The sequence below is a fragment of the Streptomyces sp. 8N616 genome (assembly GCF_052246385.1).
Classification (GTDB): Bacteria; Actinomycetota; Actinomycetes; order Streptomycetales; family Streptomycetaceae; genus Streptomyces.
Genome location: NZ_JBQQBY010000006.1, coordinates 127,563 through 148,705, shown reverse-complemented (window position 1 = coordinate 148,705; position 21,143 = coordinate 127,563). Strand labels below are relative to the sequence as shown.

The following is a 21,143-nucleotide window of genomic DNA, read 5'->3' as shown; positions in this document are numbered from 1 at the left end:
ATGGCCCAAGTCCTCACCGCCCCCACGACGCCGGCCACCCCATCGGACACCCCGGCCGCCCGCACCGCGCGCCGCAAGGTCCTGCTCCACTGGATCGCGGTGCACGCGCTCGGGGTCGCCACCGCGCTCTTCTTCGTGCTGCCGTTCGTCTTCGTCTTCCTGACCTCGGTCATGAGCGACCAGCAGGCGCTCACCCGCGATCTGTGGCCGCACACCTGGGAGTGGGACAACTACGCGCAGGTGTGGAACACGCCGGGCTTCCTGACCTGGTGGCGCAACACCCTGCTGTACGCCGGGCTCGGCACCGTGCTGACCGTGCTCTCGTCGATCCCCGTCGCGTACGCACTCGCCAAGTTCCGCTTCCGCGGCCGCAATCTGTCCCTGATGCTGGTCATCTCGATGATGATGCTGCCGCCGCAGGTCGTCATCATCCCGATGTACCTGTTCTGGGCGAAGCAGCTCGGGCTCTCCGGGACGCTGTGGCCGCTGATCATTCCGATGGCGTTCGGGGATGCGTTCTCCATCTTCCTGCTGCGCCAGTTCCTGCTGACCATCCCGAACGAATACCTGGACTCGGCCCGGGTCGACGGCTGCGGTGAGTTCCGCACGCTGCTCAGGGTCGTACTGCCGATGGCGAAGCCGGGCATCGCGGCCGTGGCGCTGTTCCAGTTCTTCTACGCCTGGAACGACTACTTCGGTCCCCAGATCTACGCATCGGAGAACAAGGCCGCCTGGACGCTCAGTTATGGCCTCGAGTCCTTCAAGGGGGCGCACCACACCGACTGGAACCTGACGATGGCCGCGACCGTGCTGGTCATGGCGCCCGTCATCGTCGTCTTCTTCTTCGCCCAGAAGGCATTCGTCGAGGGCGTCACGCTGACCGGAGTGAAGGGCTGACCTCACGCTATGAAGCTCGCTGTAGTGGGTGGCGGATCCACCTATACGCCGGAGTTGATCGACGGTTTCGCACGGCTGCAGGACACGCTCCCCCTCACCGAGCTGGTCCTCGTCGACCCGGCGGAGGAGCGTCTCGAGCTGGTGGGCGGGCTCGCGCGGCGGATCTTCGCCAGACAGGGCCACGGCGGACGGATCGTCACCACCTCCGACCTGGACGCGGGCGTGGACGGCGCCGACGCCGTACTCCTCCAACTGCGCGTCGGCGGGCAGGCCGCCCGCGAGCAGGATGAGACATGGCCGCTCGAGTGCGGCTGCGTCGGGCAGGAGACGACTGGCGCGGGCGGCCTCGCCAAGGCGCTGCGCACCGTCCCGGTCGTCCTGGACATCGCCGAGCGGGTGCGCCGTACGAACCCGGACGCCTGGCTCATCGACTTCACCAACCCGGTCGGCATCGTGACCCGCGCCCTGCTTCAGGCGGGGCACCGGGCCGTCGGGCTGTGCAATGTCGCGATCGGCTTCCAGCGGCGGTTCGCGAAGCTGCTCGACGTACGCCCCGAGGACGTGCACCTCGACCACGTCGGGCTCAACCACCTCACCTGGGAGCGGGGCGTACGGCTCGGCGGCCCGGAGGCCGAGGACCTGCTGCCGAAGCTGCTCGCCGAGCACGGCGACGCGATCGCCGACGACCTGCGCCTGCCGCGCGCCGTACTCGACCGGCTCGGCGTCGTCCCCTCGTACTACCTGCGCTACTTCTACGCGCACGACGAGGTGGTGGAGGAGCTGCGGACCAGGCCGTCGCGGGCGGCGGAGGTGGCGGAGATGGAGCGGCAGCTCCTGAAGCTGTACGGGGACCCGGCGCTCGACGAGAAGCCGGCACTGCTGGCCAGGCGCGGCGGGGCGTTCTACTCGGAGGCGGCGGTGGACCTGGCGGCTTCGCTGCTGGGGAACAGGGGGAGCGCGGTGCAGGTCGTCAACGCGTACAACAACGGCACGCTGCCGTTCCTCGCCGACGACGCGGTGATCGAGGTCCAGGCGCGTATCACGTCCGAAGGCCCCGAGCCGCTCCCGGTGCCCGAACTCGACCCGCTCTACGCCGGGTTGATCGGATGCGTGACGGCGTACGAGGACCTGGCGCTCGAGGCGGCCCTGCGCGGCGGGCGCGACCGGGTCTTCAAGGCGCTCCTCGCCCACCCCCTGATCGGCCAGTACAGTCTCGCGGACGCGCTCACCGACCGACTCGTCGCGCACAACCGGGAGCACCTCGCGTGGGCCTGACCGCTTCCGTGCTCGCGATCGACGCGGGCAACAGCAAGACCGACGTGGCACTGGTCGGCGCCGACGGCCGCGTTCTCGGCACCGCGCGCGGCGGCGGCTTCAGCCCGCCGTCGGTGGGGGTCGAGGCGGCGGTGGACGCGCTGGCGGAAACGGTTCGCCGGGCGACGGCGGAGGCGGGCATCGCCATCGGCGGCGGCCGATTCGCGTCGTACACCTCGGCCTGCCTCGCCAACGCCGATCTCCCGGTGGAGGAACAGCAGTTGAGGGAGGCCCTGCACGCGCGGGGCTGGGCCGTCACGACCGACGTGCGCAACGACACCTTCGCGGTCCTGCGCGCGGGCGTCGACGAGCCGCGCGGCGTGGCCGTCGTCTGCGGCGCGGGCATCAACTGCGTCGGCATGCTCCCCGACGGCCGTACCGCCCGCTTCCCCGCCATCGGCCGGATCTCCGGCGACTGGGGAGGCGGCGCGAGCCTCGCGGAGGAGGCCCTCTGGTACGCGGCCCGGGCGGAGGACGGCCGCGGAGAGCCGACGGAACTCGCCTGGACGCTGCCCGCGCACTTCGGGCTCACCACCATGTACGCGCTGATCGAGGCGCTCCACCTGGGGCAGGTGCCGGGGCGGCGCAAGCACGAGCTCACGCCGGTGCTGTTCGAGACGGCGGCGGCGGGCGACGCGGTCGCCCGGTCGATCGCGCACCGGCAGGCGGAGGAGGTCGTGGCCCTGGCGACGGTCGCCCTGACCCGGCTCGACCTGCTCGACGAGGAGGCGCCCGTACTGCTCGGCGGCAGCGTCCTGGCCGCCCGGCACCCGCTGCTGCACGACCGCATCGCGGAGCTGCTCGCCACCCGCGCCCCGAAGGCGGTCCCCCAGGTGGTCACCGCTCCACCGGTGCTGGGCGCGGCCCTCCTGGGCCTGGACGGCACGGGTGCGCCGGGCGAGGCGCATGCGCGCTTGCGGGCGCACTACGGGGGCGCCTGACGCCGGTGTGTGGGCATCCGTTCCGCAGGTGTCGGGGAGACACGCCCGGCAATCAGGCCCGCAGCCGGACGACCTTTGTTTTTGCACATTCCACTTCAAGGTCATGTCGGGGACCGCGCCGAGGCTGAAGACTGGTGGAAAGCAGGGGCCGGACGGCGACCGCCCCTGCCGCGAGCACCCGTCTCCGGAGTACGCGTGAAGTCACCACAACTGCTGCCCCTGTCCAACCCCTCCACATCGTCTCCGGCCGCGGCTGCGGAACTCCCGCGCGCAGCGGGCGCATCGCCTCCGGCCGCCGAGCCATCGGGCGCAGAGCCATCGGGCGCCCGCCAGGCCGGCGCAGGCCGCCTGCGCGAACTCGACGGGCTGCGCCTGCTGGCAGCGTTGATGGTCTGTCTCTTCCACTACGCGGGCCGCGGCGGAGCGGTGGAGACCGCCTGGGGTTCGTCGCCCCGCGACCTCTTCCCCCACCTGTCGTGGACGGCCCTCTACGGCAACCTCGGGGTCGAGATCTTCTTCGCCATCAGCGGTTTCGTGATCTGCATGAGCTGCTGGGGCCGTTCGGTCGGAGCCTTCTTCCGCTCCCGGGTGGTGCGGCTGTATCCCGCCTACTGGGCGGCGCTGATCCTCGTCGGCGGCGTCTTCGCCCTGGCCCCCCAGGTCGATCACCCGCCGAGCGTCACCGACTTCGTCGTCAACCTGACGATGCTGCAGCAGCCGGCCGGCTCACCGAGGATCCTGGGCGTCTGCTGGACGCTTTGGGCCGAAGCCCGCTTCTATCTGCTGTTCGCCCTCTTCGTGGTGTGGAAGGGCACGAGCTACCGGCGCGTGGTGACGTTCTGCTGCGGCTGGACGATCGCCACCGTGATCGCCCAGGCCGCGCCGCACCCGCTGCTCGGCCAGATCGTCCAGCCCACCTTCGCCCCGTACTTCATCACGGGACTCGCGCTGTACCTGATCCACCGCTACGGCGGCGACCTGACGCTCTGGGGCATCATCGGCGTCAACTGGGCGCTGGGCAACGCCTTCGTCATCCGCGCACTGGCCGACTCCAACGGCTTCCTGCCCCGCGAACCGCTCATCATCGCGGCCGTACTCACCTGTGGAATCGCCACCCTCGTCCTGGTGGCCACCGGCCGGCTGTCCTGGGCCCGCTGGCGCTGGCTGACGACCGCCGGGGCGCTGACGTACCCCTTCTACCTGATCCACGAGCACCTGGGATGGGCGTCGATCTACCTGCTCCACCAGCTGCTCGGCATCCCCCCGGCCTGGACCCTGCCGCTGACGGCTGCCTCGATGCTCGCCCTGGCCTGGGGAATTCACCGGGCGGTCGAACGCCCGCTGGGCGCATGGATGCGATCCACGATGGCCGCACAGGCGGCCCGCGGGGCCCTGCGGGGACGCTGAGCGCGTCGGGTCCGCAGCTCATGATTCTGGACGACCCGACGCTCCTCGCACTGGATGCAGAACCCAGGCCACATCCACGCTGATCGTACGTGCACAGCGCAATCCGGACTTACAGCTGCTCGTGCCGACGCTCTGCCTACGTAGGTGAACGCGGGCGGCCAGGGGCCGGGGCCCTGACCCCGGTCCCCTACGGAGCCGCTTGCGGCACCGCGCAGTTGTTCAGTGGCACCCTGCCCTCCGGCCAGGCCATGCCCTCGAACCTCAGCCTCTCCGACGCCGGGTCCAGCCGGACCACGGACGAGGCCTGTTGTACGGGTTCCCCGCGTCCTGGCCCAACGCGGCTGGCCAGGCCGCTTTCCGATACGTGGTGGAACCGAACGGACACCGAACGCGTCATGCCCGTCGGGGGCCACGCCCGGGAACCGCTCAACTCAGGACGTCCGGTCGCGATCCGCGCAGGATCTCGATCCCGATCCGAACAAGATCGAGTCATTCCCGGTGTGGATGCCCGCCCCCGCGGCCATACTTCTGGCCATGTGGCTGTATAGCCACGTAGCTGAAGCAGCTGTCCTCCGCCGCACCGGGCGACGGGCCATCGTCAGCGACCGAGGGGGAGGTCCCGTGTCACACCCGTCGGCGGGCACCGCGCCGCCACAGCCGCCGGCCCCGGCGCCCGCCCCGCCGTCGGCGCCCGCTCCGGCCTCCGCCCCCACAGCAACGTCCGCTTCGGCGTCCGCATCCGCGTCCGCGCACGCCCCCGCGCGGAGGACCGCGTGGGCCGAGAGTGTCGACCGGCTCCGGGCCGGGGCGACGACCGAGCCCGGACGGCTGCGGATCATCGGCGCGGTACTGGCCGCGCTGGTCGTCACGTTCGGCGCGGTGACGGCCTGGCAGGTGTCGGACCGGGCGAGCGCGGCGGACGACGTGGTGAGCCGGAGCCAGCGGCTCAGCGCCGACGCCGCCAGCATCTACCGCTCACTCGCGGACGCCGACACCACCGCCGCGGCCGGCTTCCTGGCGGGCGGCCAGTGGCCGCGCGGGGTGCGGGAGCGGTACGAGCGGGACATCGAGACCGCGTCCGCCCTGCTGGTGAAGGCCGCGGCCAACAGCGAAAGCTCGGCGTCCGCCGGCCGGCATGTGCGCACGCTCAACGAGCAGCTGCCCGTCTACACCGGCCTGATCGAGCAGGCGCGCGCCAACGGCCTCCAGGGCCTGCCGCTCGGCGGCGCCTATCTGCGCTACGCCAACGACCGTATGCGCAGCCGGCTTCTGCCCGCCGCCCGCGCGCTGTACGACGCCGAGACCGAGCGGCTCGGCTCCGACTACGACGACGCCAAGTCCTGGCCGTGGCTCGCGCTCGGCGCGGGCGGCCTCGCGCTCGGCGCCCTGGTCTGGGCGCAGCGCCGCGACTACCGCCGTACGAACCGGGTGTTCAACCCCGGCCTGCTCGGGGCCACCGCCGCTTCTGCGGTGGTGCTGCTCTGGCTGGCGACCGCGCACGCCGTGGCCTGGTCGGGTCTCAACGCCTCGTACGAGGACGGGGCGAGGTCGCTGCGGGTACTCAACGAGGCGCGGATCGCCTCGCTTCAGGCGCGCGGCGACGAGAGCCTCACGCTGGTCGCACGCGGCGCTGTCCTCAACGACGACGGCGAGGACTTCTACGAGACGGGCTACCGCTCCGCCATGGACGAACTGGCCGGGGACGACAGCGGCGCCGGCCGCGGGACCGTCCTCGGGAACGCCGCCCTCCTCGCCGACGACCGCGAGGGAACTCAGCCGGTCCGCACCGGCGTTGACGCTGTGCGGGACTGGCGGAAGCTCCACCGGGAGGCCCGCGCGACCGATGAGAACGGGGAGTACGAGGAGGCGCTGAAGAAGGTCATCGGCAGCGGCGGCGAGACCACGGGCAAGCAGTTCGACGAGGTCGACGCGAGCCTGGAGACGGCGCTGGCGCACGAGCAGCGGGAGTTCAGGCGCGCCGCGGACGACGGGCGGGGCGCACTCGCCGGGCTTCCGGCAGGTGCCGCGGTCCTGGCCCTGATGGGGGCGGTGGGCGGCGTGCTGGGCATAGGCCGCAGGCTGTCGGAGTACCGGTGAGCGGAGGCGTCGTGCGACACGGACCGGCAGGGCCCACAGAACCGGCGCGACCGGCGGGGCCGACGCGACCGGCGGGACCTGCGGGACCTGCGGGACCTGCGGGACCCGCAAGGGCGGCGCTGGGCAGACTGCGGGGCTGGGGAGGCGTCGCAGGGATGGCCCTGGCATGCGCACTGGCCGCCACCCTGCTGCCGCTGGCACAGCACAAGGCGGAGCTGACCGTGAAACTGCCCGCCGGTCACCCGTACCGGCCGGGCGCGGCCCGGGCGCAGCCCTCCACCGACGAGAAGGACGAGAAGTGCGAGGACCCGGAGGCCGGCCTGCGCCCCTCGGGCGCCGACGGCCCCGCCGTCGACAGAATCAAGAAGCGCGGCTATCTGATCGCCGGAGTCGACCAGAACAGCTACCGCTGGGGCTACCGGAACCCGGCGACCGGCAAGCTCGAGGGCTTCGACATCGACCTCGTCACGGCCATCGCCGAGGACATCCTGGGCGCCGACGCCAAGGTCGTCTACCGCGCCATCCCCACCGACCAGCGCATCCCGGCCCTGCAACAGCGCAAGGTGGACATCATCGCCCGGACGATGACCATCAACTGCGACCGCATCGAGCAGGTCGCCTTCTCCACCGCCTACTTCCAGGCCGGGCAGCAGGTCCTCGTCCCCAAGGGCTCGTCCGTCACGGCGTTCAACGACACACTGCGCGGCAAGCGGGTCTGCACGGCGGCCGGTTCGACCGGCGAGGCGGAGCTGAAGAAGCGCTCGCGCGGCGCGAAGGTCACGACCGTGCCCAACCAACTCGACTGCCTGGTACGGCTGCAGCTCGGCGAGGTCGACGCGGTGATCACGGACAACGCGCTCGCGGCCGGGCAGGCGGCGCAGGACCCGTCCGTGACACTGGTGGGTGAGCCGTTCACGGAAGAGCCCTACGGCGTGGCGATGAACCTGGAGGATGAGGACCTGGTACGCCGGGTGAACAAAGTCCTGGAGGACTATCGCGAGAGCGGGGCATGGATGAAGGCGTACAAGCGCTGGCTCGCGGCCGACCTCAAGGGCATCGCAGGACCACCGGCACCGAAGTACCGCACCGACTGACCCCGCAGACCAGCCCGGAAGCAGACCAGCCCGGAACAGGAACCGGACAGAACAGGAGAGGTGATCGATGGGGGTCCCGGGACCCGTCCCCAGCTCCGCGGGGAAACCCCACGGTCCGGTCATGGACCGGGAGGAGGTGGACCGTGCGCTGGCCAGGCTCGGCGCCGAGCACGAGGCGATCGAGACCTCGCTGCTCGCGCTCCAGGACCACGCGGGGCGCAGACTTCTCGAGGGGGCCGATCTCACCGGCACCACCAAGCGCCGCTGGGCATCCACCGAGCAGGTCATCTCCCTCCTGTGGACCCACTTCGACGTGTACACCGAAGCCCTGCGGGAGGCGCGCGGGCTGCGCGCCAAGCGGCGCTGGCCGGGCCGCGAGGAGCTCGTCGAGCTGACCGAGCTGCTGCGCGGCCCCAGCGTCACGATCCCCGGCAGCGCCACCGCCGCGCCCGTGGGCCCCGCCGCCTCCGAGCTGCCCCCCACCCTCACAGGACCGGCCAGGCTCAGCGAGCAGTTGAGCCTGGAGGAGCTGGTCGAGCGGATGAACGCCTGGTACGCACAGGCCCTGGACGTGGTCGTGGCCGCGGACGCCATCTGGTCCGCGCTGCCCGCCCGGATAGACCTGCTCTCCGCCGAGCTGCAGCGCACCCGCTCACTGGCGCACTCCGTCGGCGTACGCCCGGGTGAGCACCCGGCGGGCGACGACCTGGAGCGGATCACCGCCGGGCTCACGGCGCTGCGCGCCGAGGTGGTCTCCGACCCGCTGGCCTTCTGGAGCCCGTCGGCGTCGGGCAGTTCGGCGCCCGGCGGCGGCCGCCCCGACACCTCCCGCTACGACCGGGAGGCCCGCGCCCTGGAGGACGTACGGCGCGAGATCGAGGCGGTGCTCGCCGTCCGGCAGGACGCGGAGCAGCGGCTGCTGCACCTGCGGGACCTGCTGTCCAGGGCCGACCGTACGCTCACCGAGGCGCGCCAGGCCCGCGGCGAGGTGCTGGCGAAGATCGCCGCCTCCGAGGTGCCCGCGGTGAGCGGCCCGCCGACCGCGCTGCACGAGCAGCTGGCGACCGCGGCGGACTACCGCAGGCGCGCCCAGTGGCACCGGCTCTCACCGCTGCTCGACAGCCTGGAGGAGCGTGCCGAGGACGAGTTGATACGGGCCCGTGAATCGCTGACCGCGGTGACCGCGCCGCTGGCGGTACGGGCCGAACTGCGCGGCAGGCTCGACGCGTACAAGGCGAAGGTCGCCCGCCACGGCATGGCGGAGGACCCGCTGCTGATGGAGCGGTACGACCTGGCGCGCCGGATGCTGTGGAGCGCGCCGTGCGATCTGCGCGCCGCCGAGGCGGCGGTGCTGCGCTTCCAGCAGGCGGCGGCTGAGGTCCTGGTGCCGCGGCAGGCGGGAGCGCCCGGTGCGGAGGACCGGCGCGCGGAGGATGAGGGGGGCTCATGACGACGAGCACGGGCACGTGCCAGCGGCCGGGGTGCCCCGGTTCGTACGAGGACGTCGGCGGCGGGGAGCTGTACTGCGATACGTGCGGTCTCGCGCCTGTCGTGTCCGCCGACGGGATGGTGGGCTCCTCGCCCACCGGCGTCACGGGCGCGGGCGGGCCGCGCGGCAGCTCGTCCGGCCGGTCCAAGTCCGGCCCGTCGAACTCCGGCCCGTCGAACTCCGGCCCGTCGAGCTCCGACCCCTCGTCGGGCGCTTCGTCATCCGGCAGTTCACGGTTGTCCCGCTCCTCGTCATCCCGCCGCTCGGTGTCGGGGCGGCTGTCGGGCCGGGCCGGGTCCCGGTCCGTGTCGGTGCGCAGCTCCGGCTCCGCAGGCTCGGCGTCGGGGCGCAACAGGCTGGGGGCGGGCCTGGTCTCGGTGCCGGAAGTGCCACGCCCCGACCCCAGGACGGCGGTCCTGGACCACCCCGAGGTCCCGGAGCGGAAGCGATTCTGCAGCCGCGGCGACTGCGGAGCGCCGGTCGGCCGGGCGCGCGGCGGGCGGCCCGGCCGCACGGAGGGCTTCTGCACCAAGTGCGGGCACCCGTACTCGTTCGTGCCGAAGCTGCGCCCCGGCGACATCGTGCACGGGCAGTACGAGGTGGCGGGCTGCCTCGCGCACGGCGGCCTCGGCTGGATCTATCTCGCCGTGGACAGGGCGGTGTCCGACCGGTGGGTCGTACTGAAGGGCCTGCTGGACACCGGCGACGAGGACGCGCTCGCCGCGGCCGTCTCCGAGCGGCGCTTCCTCGCCGAGATCGAGCACTCCAACATCGTGCGGATCTACAACTTCGTCGAGCACCTCGACCAGCGCACGGGCAGCCTCGACGGCTACATCGTGATGGAGTACGTCGGCGGCAAGTCGCTCAAGGACATCGCCAACGAGCGGCGGGCGCCGGACGGCAGGCGCGATCCGCTCCCGGTGGAGCAGGCGTGCGCGTACGGCCTGGAGGCGCTCGAGGCGCTCGGCCACCTGCACAGCAGGAATCTGCTGTACTGCGACTTCAAGGTGGACAACGCCATCCAGCAGCAGGACCAGCTCAAGCTCATCGACATGGGCGCGGTCCGCAGGATGGACGACGACGAGAGCGCGATCTACGGCACCGTCGGGTACCAGGCGCCGGAGGTCGCGGACATCGGCCCGTCCGTCGCCTCCGACCTCTACACCGTGGCGCGCACCCTGGCCGTCCTGACCTTCGACTTCCAGGGCTACACCAACGTCTACGCGGACAGCCTGCCCGACCCCGACAACATCGAGGTCTTCCGCCGCTACGAGTCGTTCTACCGCTTCCTGGTGCGGGCGACGGATCCCGATCCGGGGCGGCGGTTCGCCTCGGCGGAGGAGATGGCGGAGCAGCTGACCGGCGTGCTGCGGGAGGTCGTCGCGCTCCAGACGGGGCGGCCGCGGCCCGCGCTGTCCACGCTCTTCGGGGCGGAACTCCGCGTGATGGACACGGAGTTGTTCGCCGACGAGGACGCGGGCCAGGTCCAGAACCCTGGCCTGCCCGCACCGCAGTCGCACTCCCCTGCGGCCGGTTGGGCGCAGGCGGGCGGGTACGGGCACACGGGCGGTTACGCGCAGGCGAGCGGTTACGCGCACGCGGGCGGTTACGCGCACGCGGCCGGTGGCGGTGGCAGTCGCCCCGGCCTCGCCCCGCTCGATCTGCGCGGGACCGCGCTCGCGCTGCCCGTGCCGCGCGTCGACGCCCGCGACCCGAACGCCGGATTCCTGGCCGGTCTGATGGCCTCCGCGCCCGGGGAGCTGCTGGCCGCCCTGCGCAGCGCGCCCGCCGACTCCGTGGAGCTGCGGCTGCGCGGGCTGCGCGCCCGCCTCGAGACCGGCGAACTGGCCGCGGCCGCCGAGTCGTTGGTGCAGCTGGAGGCGTACCACCCGGACGACTGGCGCGTCGTCTGGTACCGCGGGGTCGCCTCGCTCGTGACCGGCGACCACGAGACAGCGGCGCTCTCGTTCGACGCCGTCTACGACGCGTTCCCCGGTGAGCCCGCCCCGAAGCTCGCACTCGGGATCTGCGCCGAGGTGCTGGGCCAGCTGGACAACGCCGCCGAGTACTACCGCCTCGTCTGGACGGCCGACCCGAGCTATGTGAGCGCCGCCTTCGGGCTCGCCCGGGTACGGCTCGCGGCAGGCGACCGTACGGGCGCGGTGCAGGCCCTGGAGTCCGTACCGGAGGCGTCGATCCACTACACGGCGGCCCGCATCGCGGCCGTACGCGCCCGGCTGCGGCAGCGCGCCGCCCACGACCCGCTGCTCGACGACCTCACGGCCGCGGCCGGACAGGTCGAGCGGCTCCAGGACTTCGGCCTGGACGCGGTGCGGCGCGAGCGGCTGTCGGCGGAGGTGCTGGGCTGCGCGCTGGACTGGGTGGTCTCGGGCAGACACGGCGCCCCGGCGGCGGGCGCGTTGGCCGGTACGGGTGCCGTTGCCGGGGCCGGTACGGGTGCCGTTGCCGGGGCCGGTACGGGTGCCGGGGCGGTGTCCGTCGCCGGGCCCGCGGCCGGTACCGGTACCGCGGTCGGAGCCGAGGGACAGCCCGTGCTGCTCGGCAGCCGCCTGGACGAGCGGGGCCTGCGCTTCGGCCTGGAGCGCTCGTACCGCGTTCTGGCGCGGCTCGCGCAGCGCGGCGAGGAGAGGATCGAACTGGTGGAGCGGGCCAACCGCTTCCGTCCCCGGACGTGGGTGTGAGTGATGTCGCAGATGCCCCAGGTGCCTCAGCTGTCCGCCTGCCCGCGCTGCGACGAGCCGCTGGAGTCGGGTGACAACTTCTGCGGCGCATGCGGAACCGACCTCTCGGCCGCGCCGCGGCCACCGGCCGACCGCCCGGCGGCCGCCGCCCCGCCGCGGCCCGGCCACGCACCGGCGGCCCCGGACGGCGCCGCCGGGCGGCCCAGTACGGAGAGCGGGACGGCGGCGGAGCCGGTCGGCCAGGGCGGAATGGCGCCGCCTCCGCCGGTCCCGGCCACCCGGCTCCCGGACGGCGCCGCGGTCCCCCCACTGCCCGAGCATCCACCGACAACGGCGGGCACGACCCCCGCGGCAGGACCCGCACCTGGCACGGGCATCCCGCCCGCCGCCCAAGCGGCCCACAGGCCCGCGGACTTGGCGTGCGCGGACTCGGCAACGCCGCCGCCTCCGACTCTGGGTGCGGCAGCCGTGTCTCGCGGCTCGGCCGCGGCTGCCCCCGCGTCCGCGCCCGAGGACCGGGCGTCGGCGGATGCCGGAGGGGAGCCGTCGTCCGGCGGCCCGACCGCCGGCGCGGGCGACTACCCGTTGGCGCCTCCCGCCGCCGAGAGCGGCGGTGCGCCCGTCGATCCGCGGACGGCCGATGCGTACGGACTCGCCGCGCCCCCGCGGACGGTGGACGACACCCCGGGCGGCGGGGCGGCCGGTTCCGCTGCCGCGGAAGGGCGCGCGGGCGCGGGCGAGACCTGCGTCGCCTGCCGGGCCGGGGTCGTCGACCGAGACGGCTACTGCGGGCACTGCGGGCACGCCCAGCCCCGTAAGCGGGACCACATGGAGCAGGTGCTCGACAGCGTCGCGGCCGTCAGCGACCGCGGGCTGCGGCACCACCGCAACGAGGACGCGTTCGCCGTGTCCGCCACCGCGCTGCCCGACAGCTCGCCCGCCGTCGTCGCCGTCGTCTGCGACGGCGTGTCGTCGGCGACGCGGCCCGACGAGGCCTCGCAGGCGGCGTCCGACGCCGCGAGCGAGTCGCTCCTCGCCGCCCTCCCGCGCGGCACCCACCCGCAGCAGGCGATGCACGACGCGATCCTGGCCGCCGCCGAGGCCGTCAACTCCCTTGCGGCCGCACCGAACCAGCCGCAGGAGCACGACCCGCACCGCCACCACGAGAACGCCCCCGCCTGCACCATCGTCTCGGCCATCGTCGCCTCCGGCATCCTCACGGTCGGCTGGATCGGCGACAGCCGGGCGTACTGGGTGCCGGACGACCGTACGGCCACGGCCGCGCGGCTGACCGAGGACGACTCCTGGGCCGCCCAGATGGTCGCCACGGGCCTGATGTCGGAGGCCGAGGCGTACGCGGACGAGCGCGCGCATGCGATCACCGGCTGGCTCGGCGCCGACGCGTACGAACTCGAGCCGCACACCGCGTCGTTCAAGCCGGACCGGCCGGGCGTGGTCGTGGTCTGCACCGACGGGCTGTGGAACTACGCGGAGGGCGCGGACGAGATGGCCCTGGCCGTACCGGCCGACGCCCGCGCCCGGCCGCTGCACAGCGCCAGGACGCTGGTGGGTTACGCACTGGACGGCGGGGGCCACGACAACGTAACAGTGGCCGTGGTGCCGTTCCCCTCCCCCGCCGCGGGGGCAGGATCGGCCTGAGCGACACCGCGATTCAGTTTCAGGCATCATGCGTGGGGGGCGTATCGGATGGCCAACTTCTCCAAGTCGAACGTGCCGCGGTTCTCGGCCGAGGTGTACCAGAACGCGTACCTCCCCGAGGGCGGCCGCGAGGTGAACGCCATCGTCACGGTCACCGCCACCGGCGGCGGCACGACCGGCGGGATGCCGCTGACCTCCCGGACGTACTCCCGGGACACCGGGCCCGGCGCCGCCGTCGTCATCATGGTCGACTGCTCCGGCTCCATGGACTACCCGCCCACGAAGCTGCGCAACGCGCGCGACGCGACCGCCGCCGCGATCGACGCCCTGCGGGACGGCGTCGCGTTCGCGGTCGTCAGCGGCACCCACCGGGCGAGCGAGGTCTACCCGGGCCGCGGCCGTCTGGCGACCGCAGACGCGGACACGCGCGCCCAGGCCAGGCAGGCGCTGCGCAAGCTGAGCGCGGGCGGCGGCACGGCCATCGGCACGTGGCTGCGGCTGGCCGACCGGCTGCTCGCCACCGCCGATGCGTCTTCGCCTCAGCAGGAGGTCATCCGCCACGGCATTCTGCTGACCGACGGGCGCAACGAGCACGAGTCGCCGGAGGATCTGCAGGCCGCGCTCGACGCGTGCGCGGGCCGGTTCACCTGCGACGCGCGCGGCGTGGGCACGGACTGGGAGGTCAAGGAGGTCACCGGGATCGCCTCCGCGCTGCTCGGCAGCGCCGACATCGTGGCCGATCCGGCCGCTCTCGCCGCGGACTTCACGCAGATGATGGAGACCGCGATGGGCAAGGAGGTCGCGGACGTGAGTCTGCGGCTGTGGACCCCGGTGGGCGCGCACATCGCGTTCGTGAAGCAGGTGGCGCCGAAGGTCGAGGACCTGACCGGCAGGCGGACGGACGCCGGACCGCGCGCCGGGGACTATCCGACGGGCTCGTGGGGCGACGAGTCGCGCGACTATCACGTGTGCGTACGGGTGCCGGCGGCGGGCGTGGGCCAGGAGATGCTGGCCACCCGGGTCTCGCTGATCGTGCCGGCGCCGGACGACGGCCCGCCGGAGACCCTGGCGCAGGGGCTCGTACGGGCCGTGTGGACGGACGACGTGGCCGCATCCACCTCCATCAACCCGCAGGTCGCGCACTATACGGGCCAGGCCGAACTGGCACAGGTCATCCAACAGGGGATCGATGCCCGCAAGTCGGGCGATCGGGACGGAGCGACCGCGAAGTTGGGCCGGGCCGTGCAGCTGGCGAACGCCTCGGGGAATGCCGAGACGGCGAAACTGCTTGCGAAGGTGGTGGACGTGGTCGACGCGGCGACAGGTACTGTGCGATTGAAGGCGAGGGTCGCGGAAGCTGACGAGATGACTCTCGAGACGCGGTCGACGAAGACGGTTCGCGTCAAGAAGTAGTCCGGAAACAGTCCCTGAGCAGTCGCAACGCAAGAAAGACGGTCCGGAGGGGCCGAGGTGAGAGGGGGAAGCACCGACATGCCGACCTGCCCGAACGGACACCAGTCGGGTTCCGACGACTGGTGCGAGGTCTGCGGACACCACATGGCCGGTGCCGCGGCTCCCGCCGGTACCGTCCCGCCGCCACCCCCGCCCCCGCCGATTCCGGGCGCGCCCGGGGGGCCGGGAGGACCCGGAGCGCCTGAGGGCGGCTACGGGTATCCGAACCCGAATCCGAACCAGCCCGCGCCGGGGGGTTACGGGTATCCGAACCCGAATCCGAACCAGCCCGCGCCGGGGGGTTACGGGTACCCGAACCCGAACCCGAACCAGCCCGCAGCGCAGGGAGGTTACGGGTACCCGAACCCGAACCAGCCCCCGGCGCCAGGCGGTCCGTACGGCCCTGGTGCCGGTCCGGGTCCTGGGCCCGGTCCCGCTGCTGGTCCCGGTTTCGACCCGAACGCCACCGCGCAGGCGGAGCTGTGCCCGCAGTGCCGTACGCCGCGCGAGGCGCAGGCGCCGTTCTGCGAGGAGTGCCGCTACAACTTCCTGACGCACTCGCCGACGTTCGCGCCGCCGGCCCCGCCGTCTCCCGGCATGCAGCCGCCGGGCCTGTTCCAGCCGCCGCAGCAGCAACCGCAGGCACCCCAGGCGCCGCAGCAGCCCCAGTCACCGGACGGCTTCGACTACCAGAGCTCGCGGCCATCCCAAGTCAACCGCCCGGCCGAGCCGCTGACCCCGCAGCAGCCGCAGCAGCCGCTGCACGGTGTCCCGCCGCAGGGCCCGTACCCGCAGCATGCCCCGGCGCCGTCCGGTGCCCCGGACTTCGGCGGTGGAGGCGGTGGCGGTGGCGGTAATGACTGGACGCTTCAGCCGCCCGCCCAGGCCCCAGCGCCGGGGCCCGGCCCGGGCACCGGCCAGGTACCGGGCGCGCCGCAGGCCGCCCAGCCGGCCGGCTGGGTCGCGGTCGTGGCCCCGGACCGCCAGTACTTCATGGCGATGATGGGCCGCAGCGGCCCGGAGGCTGCCGGGCTCAACCTCCCGGCGTACTCGCCCGCGCAGCAACTCCCGCTCACCGGCAGCCAGGTCACCATCGGCCGCCGCCGGCACAGCACCGGCGAGTCCCCCGACATCGACCTGTCCCGCCCCCCGGAGGACCCGGGCGTCTCGCACCAGCACGCGGTGCTCGTCGCGCAGCCCGACGGGTCCTGGTCGGTGGTCGACCAGGACTCCACCAACGGCACCACGATCAACGGCGGGGAGGACCCGATCCAGCCCTTCGTCCCGGTACCGCTCCAGGAAGGCGACCGCGTCCACGTGGGCGCCTGGACCACGATCACGCTCCGCAGGGGCTGAGCCGGGACTACGGCGGCCGGTTGTGGGCAATCGTTCCCGCGGGGCGATGAGGGTGCCCCCATGCCGTTCAGGCCATGGGCGAGGGTGGGCGGACCCCGACCACCGGCCCGCGGTCCGCGGTCCGCGGTCCGCGACGATGCGCCAGCCCCCGCCGGGGGATTCCGTTTCGTGCGCAATTGTCCGGCAGGTCTGTCCCCATCTCGCCCCACCCCGTAACCAGGGGCTCCGTCCCTGGATCCCGGGGATCTGGGGCGGCGCCCCAGTTTCGGGATGGGGGCACCTCCCAGCGGTAGCTGGGGACGGGTCAGGGGAACACGCCGCAGGCAGCGGCGCTTCAGGCGTCGCCGAGCAGCGGCCAGGCGTCCGGGCCCGACGGGTCGTCCAGCCATGCCCACTGGCGCGCGCCGCGGACCGTGACGCCGAAGCGGGCGTGCTCGGGGTGGCGTTCGCGCTGCCACAACTCGTAGGCCTCCCGCGCGTTCAGCCGGCCCGCGGTCAGGCTGAGCAGGAAGTGGAACGGCTCGTGCCGCAGGACGTGTTGCGGGACCCCGCTGACGTCCGTACGACCTGTGTCCTGCGGCCGGTGCCCGGGCTCGGGCCCATCGCGCAGCGGCACGAAGTACGCGGGCGTGTTCAGGAACCGGCCTTCCGCATGGCCGGGGTCGTCGACGCGCAGTGCGAGCAGGCCGGTCGCGAGCGGAGCCAGGACGAGCCCGCCCGGCCGGCACTGCTCGAGCCAGTCGCGCGGTACGGACGTCAGCGCGCAGGTCGCCAGGATGCGGTCGAAGGGAGCGCTCGACGGGCAGCCGCGCGCCCCGTCGCCCGTGACGACCGCGGGGTGGTATCCGGCCGCGGCGAGGTGGCCGCGGGCGGACTCGGTGATCTCCGGGTCGAGGTCCACGGTCGTGACCCGGTCCTCGCCCAGCCGGTGGGCGAGCAGCGCCGCGTTGTAGCCGGACCCCGCGCCGATCTCCAGGACCGTGTCCCCGTCGCGCACGTGCAGCGACTCCAGCATCCGAGCCATCAGCGAGGGCTGACTGCTGGAGGAGATGAGCTCGCCGTCGCGGACGCGGATGGCCAGGGGTGTGTCGGCGTACGCGCCGGAGAGCCAGCGGGTCCGTACGCCCGGGTCGGGGTCGCCGGACGACAGCCGCTCGAAGCCACCCCTGACCGGCACGTAGTAGTAGGGCACGAACAGATGGCGCGGCACATCCTCGAACGCCGCCCGCCACGCGGGATCCGCGAGCCAGCCGTCGGTGGCGATCGTGCGCACGAGCGCGGCCCGCGCCACCGCGGCCGCCACCTCCGTCCGTGCGTCCGCGGCCTCCGTCATGCCTCCACTGTCCTGCGGGCGGCCGCGCGGCGCGACACCCGTGTCCGGGCGGGCTGAAGCAGAGGGCAGGACGGAGGCCTCTGGTCCTAGGCCGGGTGTCTGAGACCATGGGTGGGTGACTGAGATTCCACGTGGCACGGTGCAGGAGCAGACCTTCTACGAGCAGGTCGGCGGGGAGCCGACTTTCCGCAAGCTGGTGCACCGCTTCTACGAGGGCGTCGCCGGGGATCCGGAGCTGCGGCCGATGTACCCGGAGGAGGACCTGGGGCCGGCCGAGGAGCGGCTCACCCTGTTCCTCATGCAGTACTGGGGCGGGCCGCGCACGTACAGCGACAACCGCGGGCACCCGCGGCTGCGGATGCGGCACGCGCCGTTCACGGTGAACCGGGCCGCGCACGATGCGTGGCTGCGCCACATGCGCACCGCGGTCGACGAGCTGGAGCTGGCGCCGGAGCACGAGGCGCAGCTGTGGAGCTACCTCGAATACGCGGCCGCTTCCATGATCAACACGGCGGACTGAGGCCCCGGTCACTCTGCCGGCCTGCCTGACCTGCCAGGATGGGCGGGTGCCCGACCCAGCCGACCCAGCCGACCTCGTACCTGCCGGACCTGCCGCACCTGCTGCACCTGCCGGCCCTGCCGGCCCTGCCGCCCCCGCCGTAGTCGGTCCGGCCTGTCCCGTGGCAGCCGAGCCCGAGGTGCTCGACCCCGCGGACGAGTCCTTCGCCCGCGACCCGTACCCGTACTACGCCGCCCTGCGCTCGCAGAGGCCCGTGGCGCGGGTCGCCCTCGCCAACGGCACGCACGCCTGGCTGGTCACCGGCTACGAGCAGACGCGGGCGGTGCTCACCGACCCCCGGTTCTCGAACGTCCCGCCGCACGCCGCGGGCCGCCCCAAGCCCGACTCCCCCGCACAGCGCGCCCGCGCCTGCCTCGCGCGCCACATGCTCAACTCCGACGCCCCGGACCACACCCGCCTCCGCCGGCTCACCTCCGCGGCCTTCTCACCGCGCCGGGTCGACGCGCTGCGGCCGCGCATCGAGGACCTCACGGACGGGCTCGTACGCGATCTCGCCGCGCGGCTGGACCGGGACGGCTCCGCGGACCTCGTCGACGCCTTCGCGTTCCCGCTGCCGGTGCTGGTGATCGGCGAGGTGCTGGGGGTGCCGGAGGCCGACCGCGACGACCTGCGCGCGTGGACGTACCGGGTGGGGTCGCCCGCGGACGCCCTCGAGCAGGGTGCGGTCGACGAGGCGTGGACGCGGCTGTACGGCTACTTCACCGGGCTGATCGCCGAGAAGCGGCGGGCGCCGGGCGGGGACCTGTTCAGCGCGCTGGTGCACGACTCGTCGGAGGGCGGTCTCGACGACGGCGAACTGCTGGCCATGGCCTTCCTGCTGCTCTTCGCGGGTTACGAGACCACGATGAACCTGCTGGCCTCGGCGTCGCTGCTGCTGCTCACACATCCGCACGAGCTGGCGGCGGCGCGCCGGGAGGGTCCCGAGCGGTGGGCGGCGGTCGTGGAGGAGGCGCTGCGGCACGCGAGTCCGCTGGAGGGCACGACGTGGCGGCGTACGACCGAGGCGGTGGACCTCGGCGACGGCGCCCGCATCCCGGCGGGCGCCTCGGTCCTCGCGGTCCTCGCGGCCGCCAACCGCGACCCGTCCCGCTTCCCGGACCCGAACGCCTTCCGCCCGGACCGCTACGGGGCCGGGCCCGAACGCGCAGCGCCCCACGTCGCCTTCGGACACGGCCCGCACTTCTGCGTCGGGTCCCGCCTGGCCAGGCTGGAGGCGGCGACCGCCCTGCCCCGGCTCTTCGCCGCCTTCCCGGGCCTGCGCCTGGCAGCGGAGCCGATGGAACTCCCGTACCGCCCGGGCCTATTGGTCCGAGGCCCCCGCCGCCTACCGGTCACAGCCGTACCCTCCGACTGACCCACCCCGTTGTGGGCAGTCGTTCCGCAGGGCGGAACAAGTGGGCACAACCCGACCACCGGCGTGCAGCCGCGTACGAGGCGGGAACCCCGACGGCGGGTTGCGCACCGTTGTCTCGGCGAGGAACCACGCCTCAATGGCGCGGGGACCGGGAACGTGGAGGCAAAGCCGGTCACGCAGGGGTGACGGCCAGCCCCGGCGCGAGGGCCGTGCGGCGAACGGCGATCGAGCCGTAGGGCGTGCGCAGACGGAGCCAGCTGCCCGCCGAGAACAGCGCCAGCGTCTCCGTCTCCGGCGGCCTCTGCGCAAGAGCCGCCGGCGCACCGTTGCCACGCGGAACCGGTACGGCCGCCCCACCACGCCCCGCCCCGCGCCCCGCGGTCGCCGCCCCGGCCGGGAGCCGCCGCAGGAAGCCCAGCGACTGGGCGGCGTGGACGGCGCGCAGCGGAAGCTCGGTGGCGCCCAGAGTGCGGGACCAGATCTCACGGCCGATGCGGTCGAGTTCGGCGCGGGTACGGCGGTCCTCGGGGAGGCCCTCGATCCGTGCACGGAATTCGCCGACGGCCGCCGCGACCGCCGCCCGGACGTCCTCGGGCTCCGGCAGCCCCTCGAGCTGCCGCCAGCCACTGCGCGGCGGCAGAACTCCGGCCCACGGCGGCCCCGTGACCGGCTCGGGCACGGTCACCGGCTCGGGCACGGTCACCGCCGACCCGCCGCCGGCCGACGTCCCCGCCGACGTCCCCGCCGACGTCCCCGCCGTCGCCGCGTCGATCGCGTCGGCGAGCTGACCGGCCGAGACGGTGGCGTCGAGTTCGTACGGCTCGGCCAGCCGGGCGGTGCGGATGGCGAGCACCTCGAAGGAGGCGGGGCGGCCGAAGACCGCGAGCACGCCCCCTCCGCCTCCGGCCTGCGGCGGGGGAGCTCCCACGCCCGCCTGCAGGCGTACCGCCGCGCGGCGGTCGTAGTGCAGCAGCCGGGCGAGGAAGGCGGCGAGATCCGCCGCCTCCCTGGCGTCGGCCAGGCGCAGCGCCGTCATGCGGCGACGGCCTCCTCCATGCTGTCGTCCGTGTACTCCTTGAGGAAGGCGCGCTCCTCGGCGGTGATCCGTCGCGGCCGCTCCTCCTCGAGGTTGTACGGCACGACGATCGTCGAGGCCCGGACGTACAGCCGCTCCTCGTCCTTGATCTCGTACGCCAGGGTCAGCGACGCCGCGCTGATCTTGGTCACCCACGTCTCGATGGTCACCGGCTCGTGCCGGTGGACCAGCGGGCGCAGGTAGTCGATCTCATGGCGGGCCACCACGGAGCCGCCCGTGAAGGAAGCGCTGCCTTCCCCCGGCGCCAGCCGGAACATGAAGTCGATGCGCGCCTCCTCCAGGTAGCGGAGGAAGACCACGTTGTTGACGTGGCCGAACGCATCCATGTCCGACCAGCGCAGGGGGCAGGCGTAGACGTGACGGGCCACGCGC

Annotated in this window: 16 protein-coding genes; 13 read left to right on the top strand and 3 right to left on the bottom strand. The window is 73.5% G+C overall.

What is annotated here, in order from left to right:
• The 11 genes from ACTWQC_RS07590 (at position 1) to ACTWQC_RS07540 (ending at position 16,408) form a co-directional block, all read left to right on the top strand.
• On the top strand, positions 1-897 hold the full coding sequence (locus ACTWQC_RS07590) for a carbohydrate ABC transporter permease (protein ID WP_443314776.1): 897 nt from the start codon (positions 1-3) through the stop codon (positions 895-897).
• A gap of 9 nt (positions 898-906) precedes the next feature.
• Entirely contained in the window at positions 907-2,172 is a 1,266-nt protein-coding gene (locus ACTWQC_RS07585) for a 6-phospho-beta-glucosidase (protein WP_443314775.1), read from the top strand.
• Positions 2,163-3,152 carry an N-acetylglucosamine kinase gene (locus ACTWQC_RS07580; protein ID WP_443314774.1) on the top strand — a complete coding sequence of 330 codons (990 nt, stop codon included), beginning with the start codon at positions 2,163-2,165 and terminating at the stop codon, positions 3,150-3,152. Before ACTWQC_RS07585 ends, ACTWQC_RS07580 begins: the two co-directional genes overlap by 10 nt.
• Positions 3,153-3,347: 195 nt before the next feature.
• Complete coding sequence (locus ACTWQC_RS07575; RefSeq protein WP_443314773.1) at positions 3,348-4,559, top strand: acyltransferase family protein; 1,212 nt, start codon at positions 3,348-3,350, stop codon at positions 4,557-4,559.
• A gap of 621 nt (positions 4,560-5,180) precedes the next feature.
• On the top strand, positions 5,181-6,656 hold the full coding sequence (locus tag ACTWQC_RS07570) for a hypothetical protein (protein WP_443314772.1): 1,476 nt from the start codon (positions 5,181-5,183) through the stop codon (positions 6,654-6,656).
• Between the two features lie 155 nt (positions 6,657-6,811).
• On the top strand, positions 6,812-7,750 hold the full coding sequence (locus tag ACTWQC_RS07565) for a glutamate ABC transporter substrate-binding protein (protein WP_443314771.1): 939 nt from the start codon (positions 6,812-6,814) through the stop codon (positions 7,748-7,750).
• 67 nt (positions 7,751-7,817) lie between these two features.
• Entirely contained in the window at positions 7,818-9,200 is a 1,383-nt protein-coding gene (locus ACTWQC_RS07560) for a hypothetical protein (RefSeq protein WP_443314770.1), read from the top strand.
• Positions 9,197-11,941, top strand: a complete 2,745-nt coding sequence (locus ACTWQC_RS07555) for a tetratricopeptide repeat protein (protein WP_443314769.1) — start codon at positions 9,197-9,199, stop codon at positions 11,939-11,941. Before ACTWQC_RS07560 ends, ACTWQC_RS07555 begins: the two co-directional genes overlap by 4 nt.
• Before the next feature lie 12 nt (positions 11,942-11,953).
• Positions 11,954-13,600 (top strand): protein phosphatase 2C domain-containing protein, encoded by a 1,647-nt coding sequence (locus ACTWQC_RS07550; protein ID WP_443314865.1) that lies wholly within the window; start codon positions 11,954-11,956, stop codon positions 13,598-13,600.
• Between the two features lie 48 nt (positions 13,601-13,648).
• On the top strand, positions 13,649-15,013 hold the full coding sequence (locus tag ACTWQC_RS07545; RefSeq protein WP_443314768.1) for a vWA domain-containing protein: 1,365 nt from the start codon (positions 13,649-13,651) through the stop codon (positions 15,011-15,013).
• Between the two features lie 78 nt (positions 15,014-15,091).
• The gene (locus ACTWQC_RS07540) at positions 15,092-16,408 is read left to right on the top strand and encodes an FHA domain-containing protein (protein WP_443314767.1); all 1,317 of its coding nucleotides are present in this window, start codon (positions 15,092-15,094) and stop codon (positions 16,406-16,408) included.
• A 334-nt stretch (positions 16,409-16,742) separates the two neighbouring features.
• Here ACTWQC_RS07540 and ACTWQC_RS07535 read toward each other — a convergent pair whose 3' ends face one another.
• Positions 16,743-17,741, bottom strand: coding sequence for a methyltransferase domain-containing protein (locus ACTWQC_RS07535; RefSeq protein WP_443314766.1), 999 nt, complete (start codon positions 17,739-17,741; stop codon positions 16,743-16,745).
• A 115-nt stretch (positions 17,742-17,856) separates the two neighbouring features.
• Here ACTWQC_RS07535 and ACTWQC_RS07530 point away from each other — a divergent pair, with 115 nt between their 5' ends.
• Together ACTWQC_RS07530 and ACTWQC_RS07525 are read left to right on the top strand one after the other, a co-directional pair.
• Positions 17,857-18,261: a globin gene (locus tag ACTWQC_RS07530; RefSeq protein WP_443314765.1), complete on the top strand. Its 405-nt coding sequence runs from the start codon at positions 17,857-17,859 to the stop codon at positions 18,259-18,261.
• Positions 18,262-18,421: 160 nt separating this feature from the next.
• The gene (locus ACTWQC_RS07525) at positions 18,422-19,675 is read left to right on the top strand and encodes a cytochrome P450 family protein (RefSeq protein ID WP_443314764.1); all 1,254 of its coding nucleotides are present in this window, start codon (positions 18,422-18,424) and stop codon (positions 19,673-19,675) included.
• 172 nt (positions 19,676-19,847) lie between these two features.
• On the opposite strand, the gene ACTWQC_RS07520 is transcribed toward ACTWQC_RS07525, so the two are convergent.
• On the bottom strand, positions 19,848-20,711 hold the full coding sequence (locus ACTWQC_RS07520; RefSeq protein ID WP_443314763.1) for a hypothetical protein: 864 nt from the start codon (positions 20,709-20,711) through the stop codon (positions 19,848-19,850).
• Positions 20,708-21,139, bottom strand: coding sequence for an acyl-CoA thioesterase (locus ACTWQC_RS07515; RefSeq protein WP_443314762.1), 432 nt, complete (start codon positions 21,137-21,139; stop codon positions 20,708-20,710). The genes ACTWQC_RS07520 and ACTWQC_RS07515 overlap by 4 nt, the downstream gene beginning before the upstream one ends.
• Between the last annotated feature and the right edge of the window lie 4 nt (positions 21,140-21,143).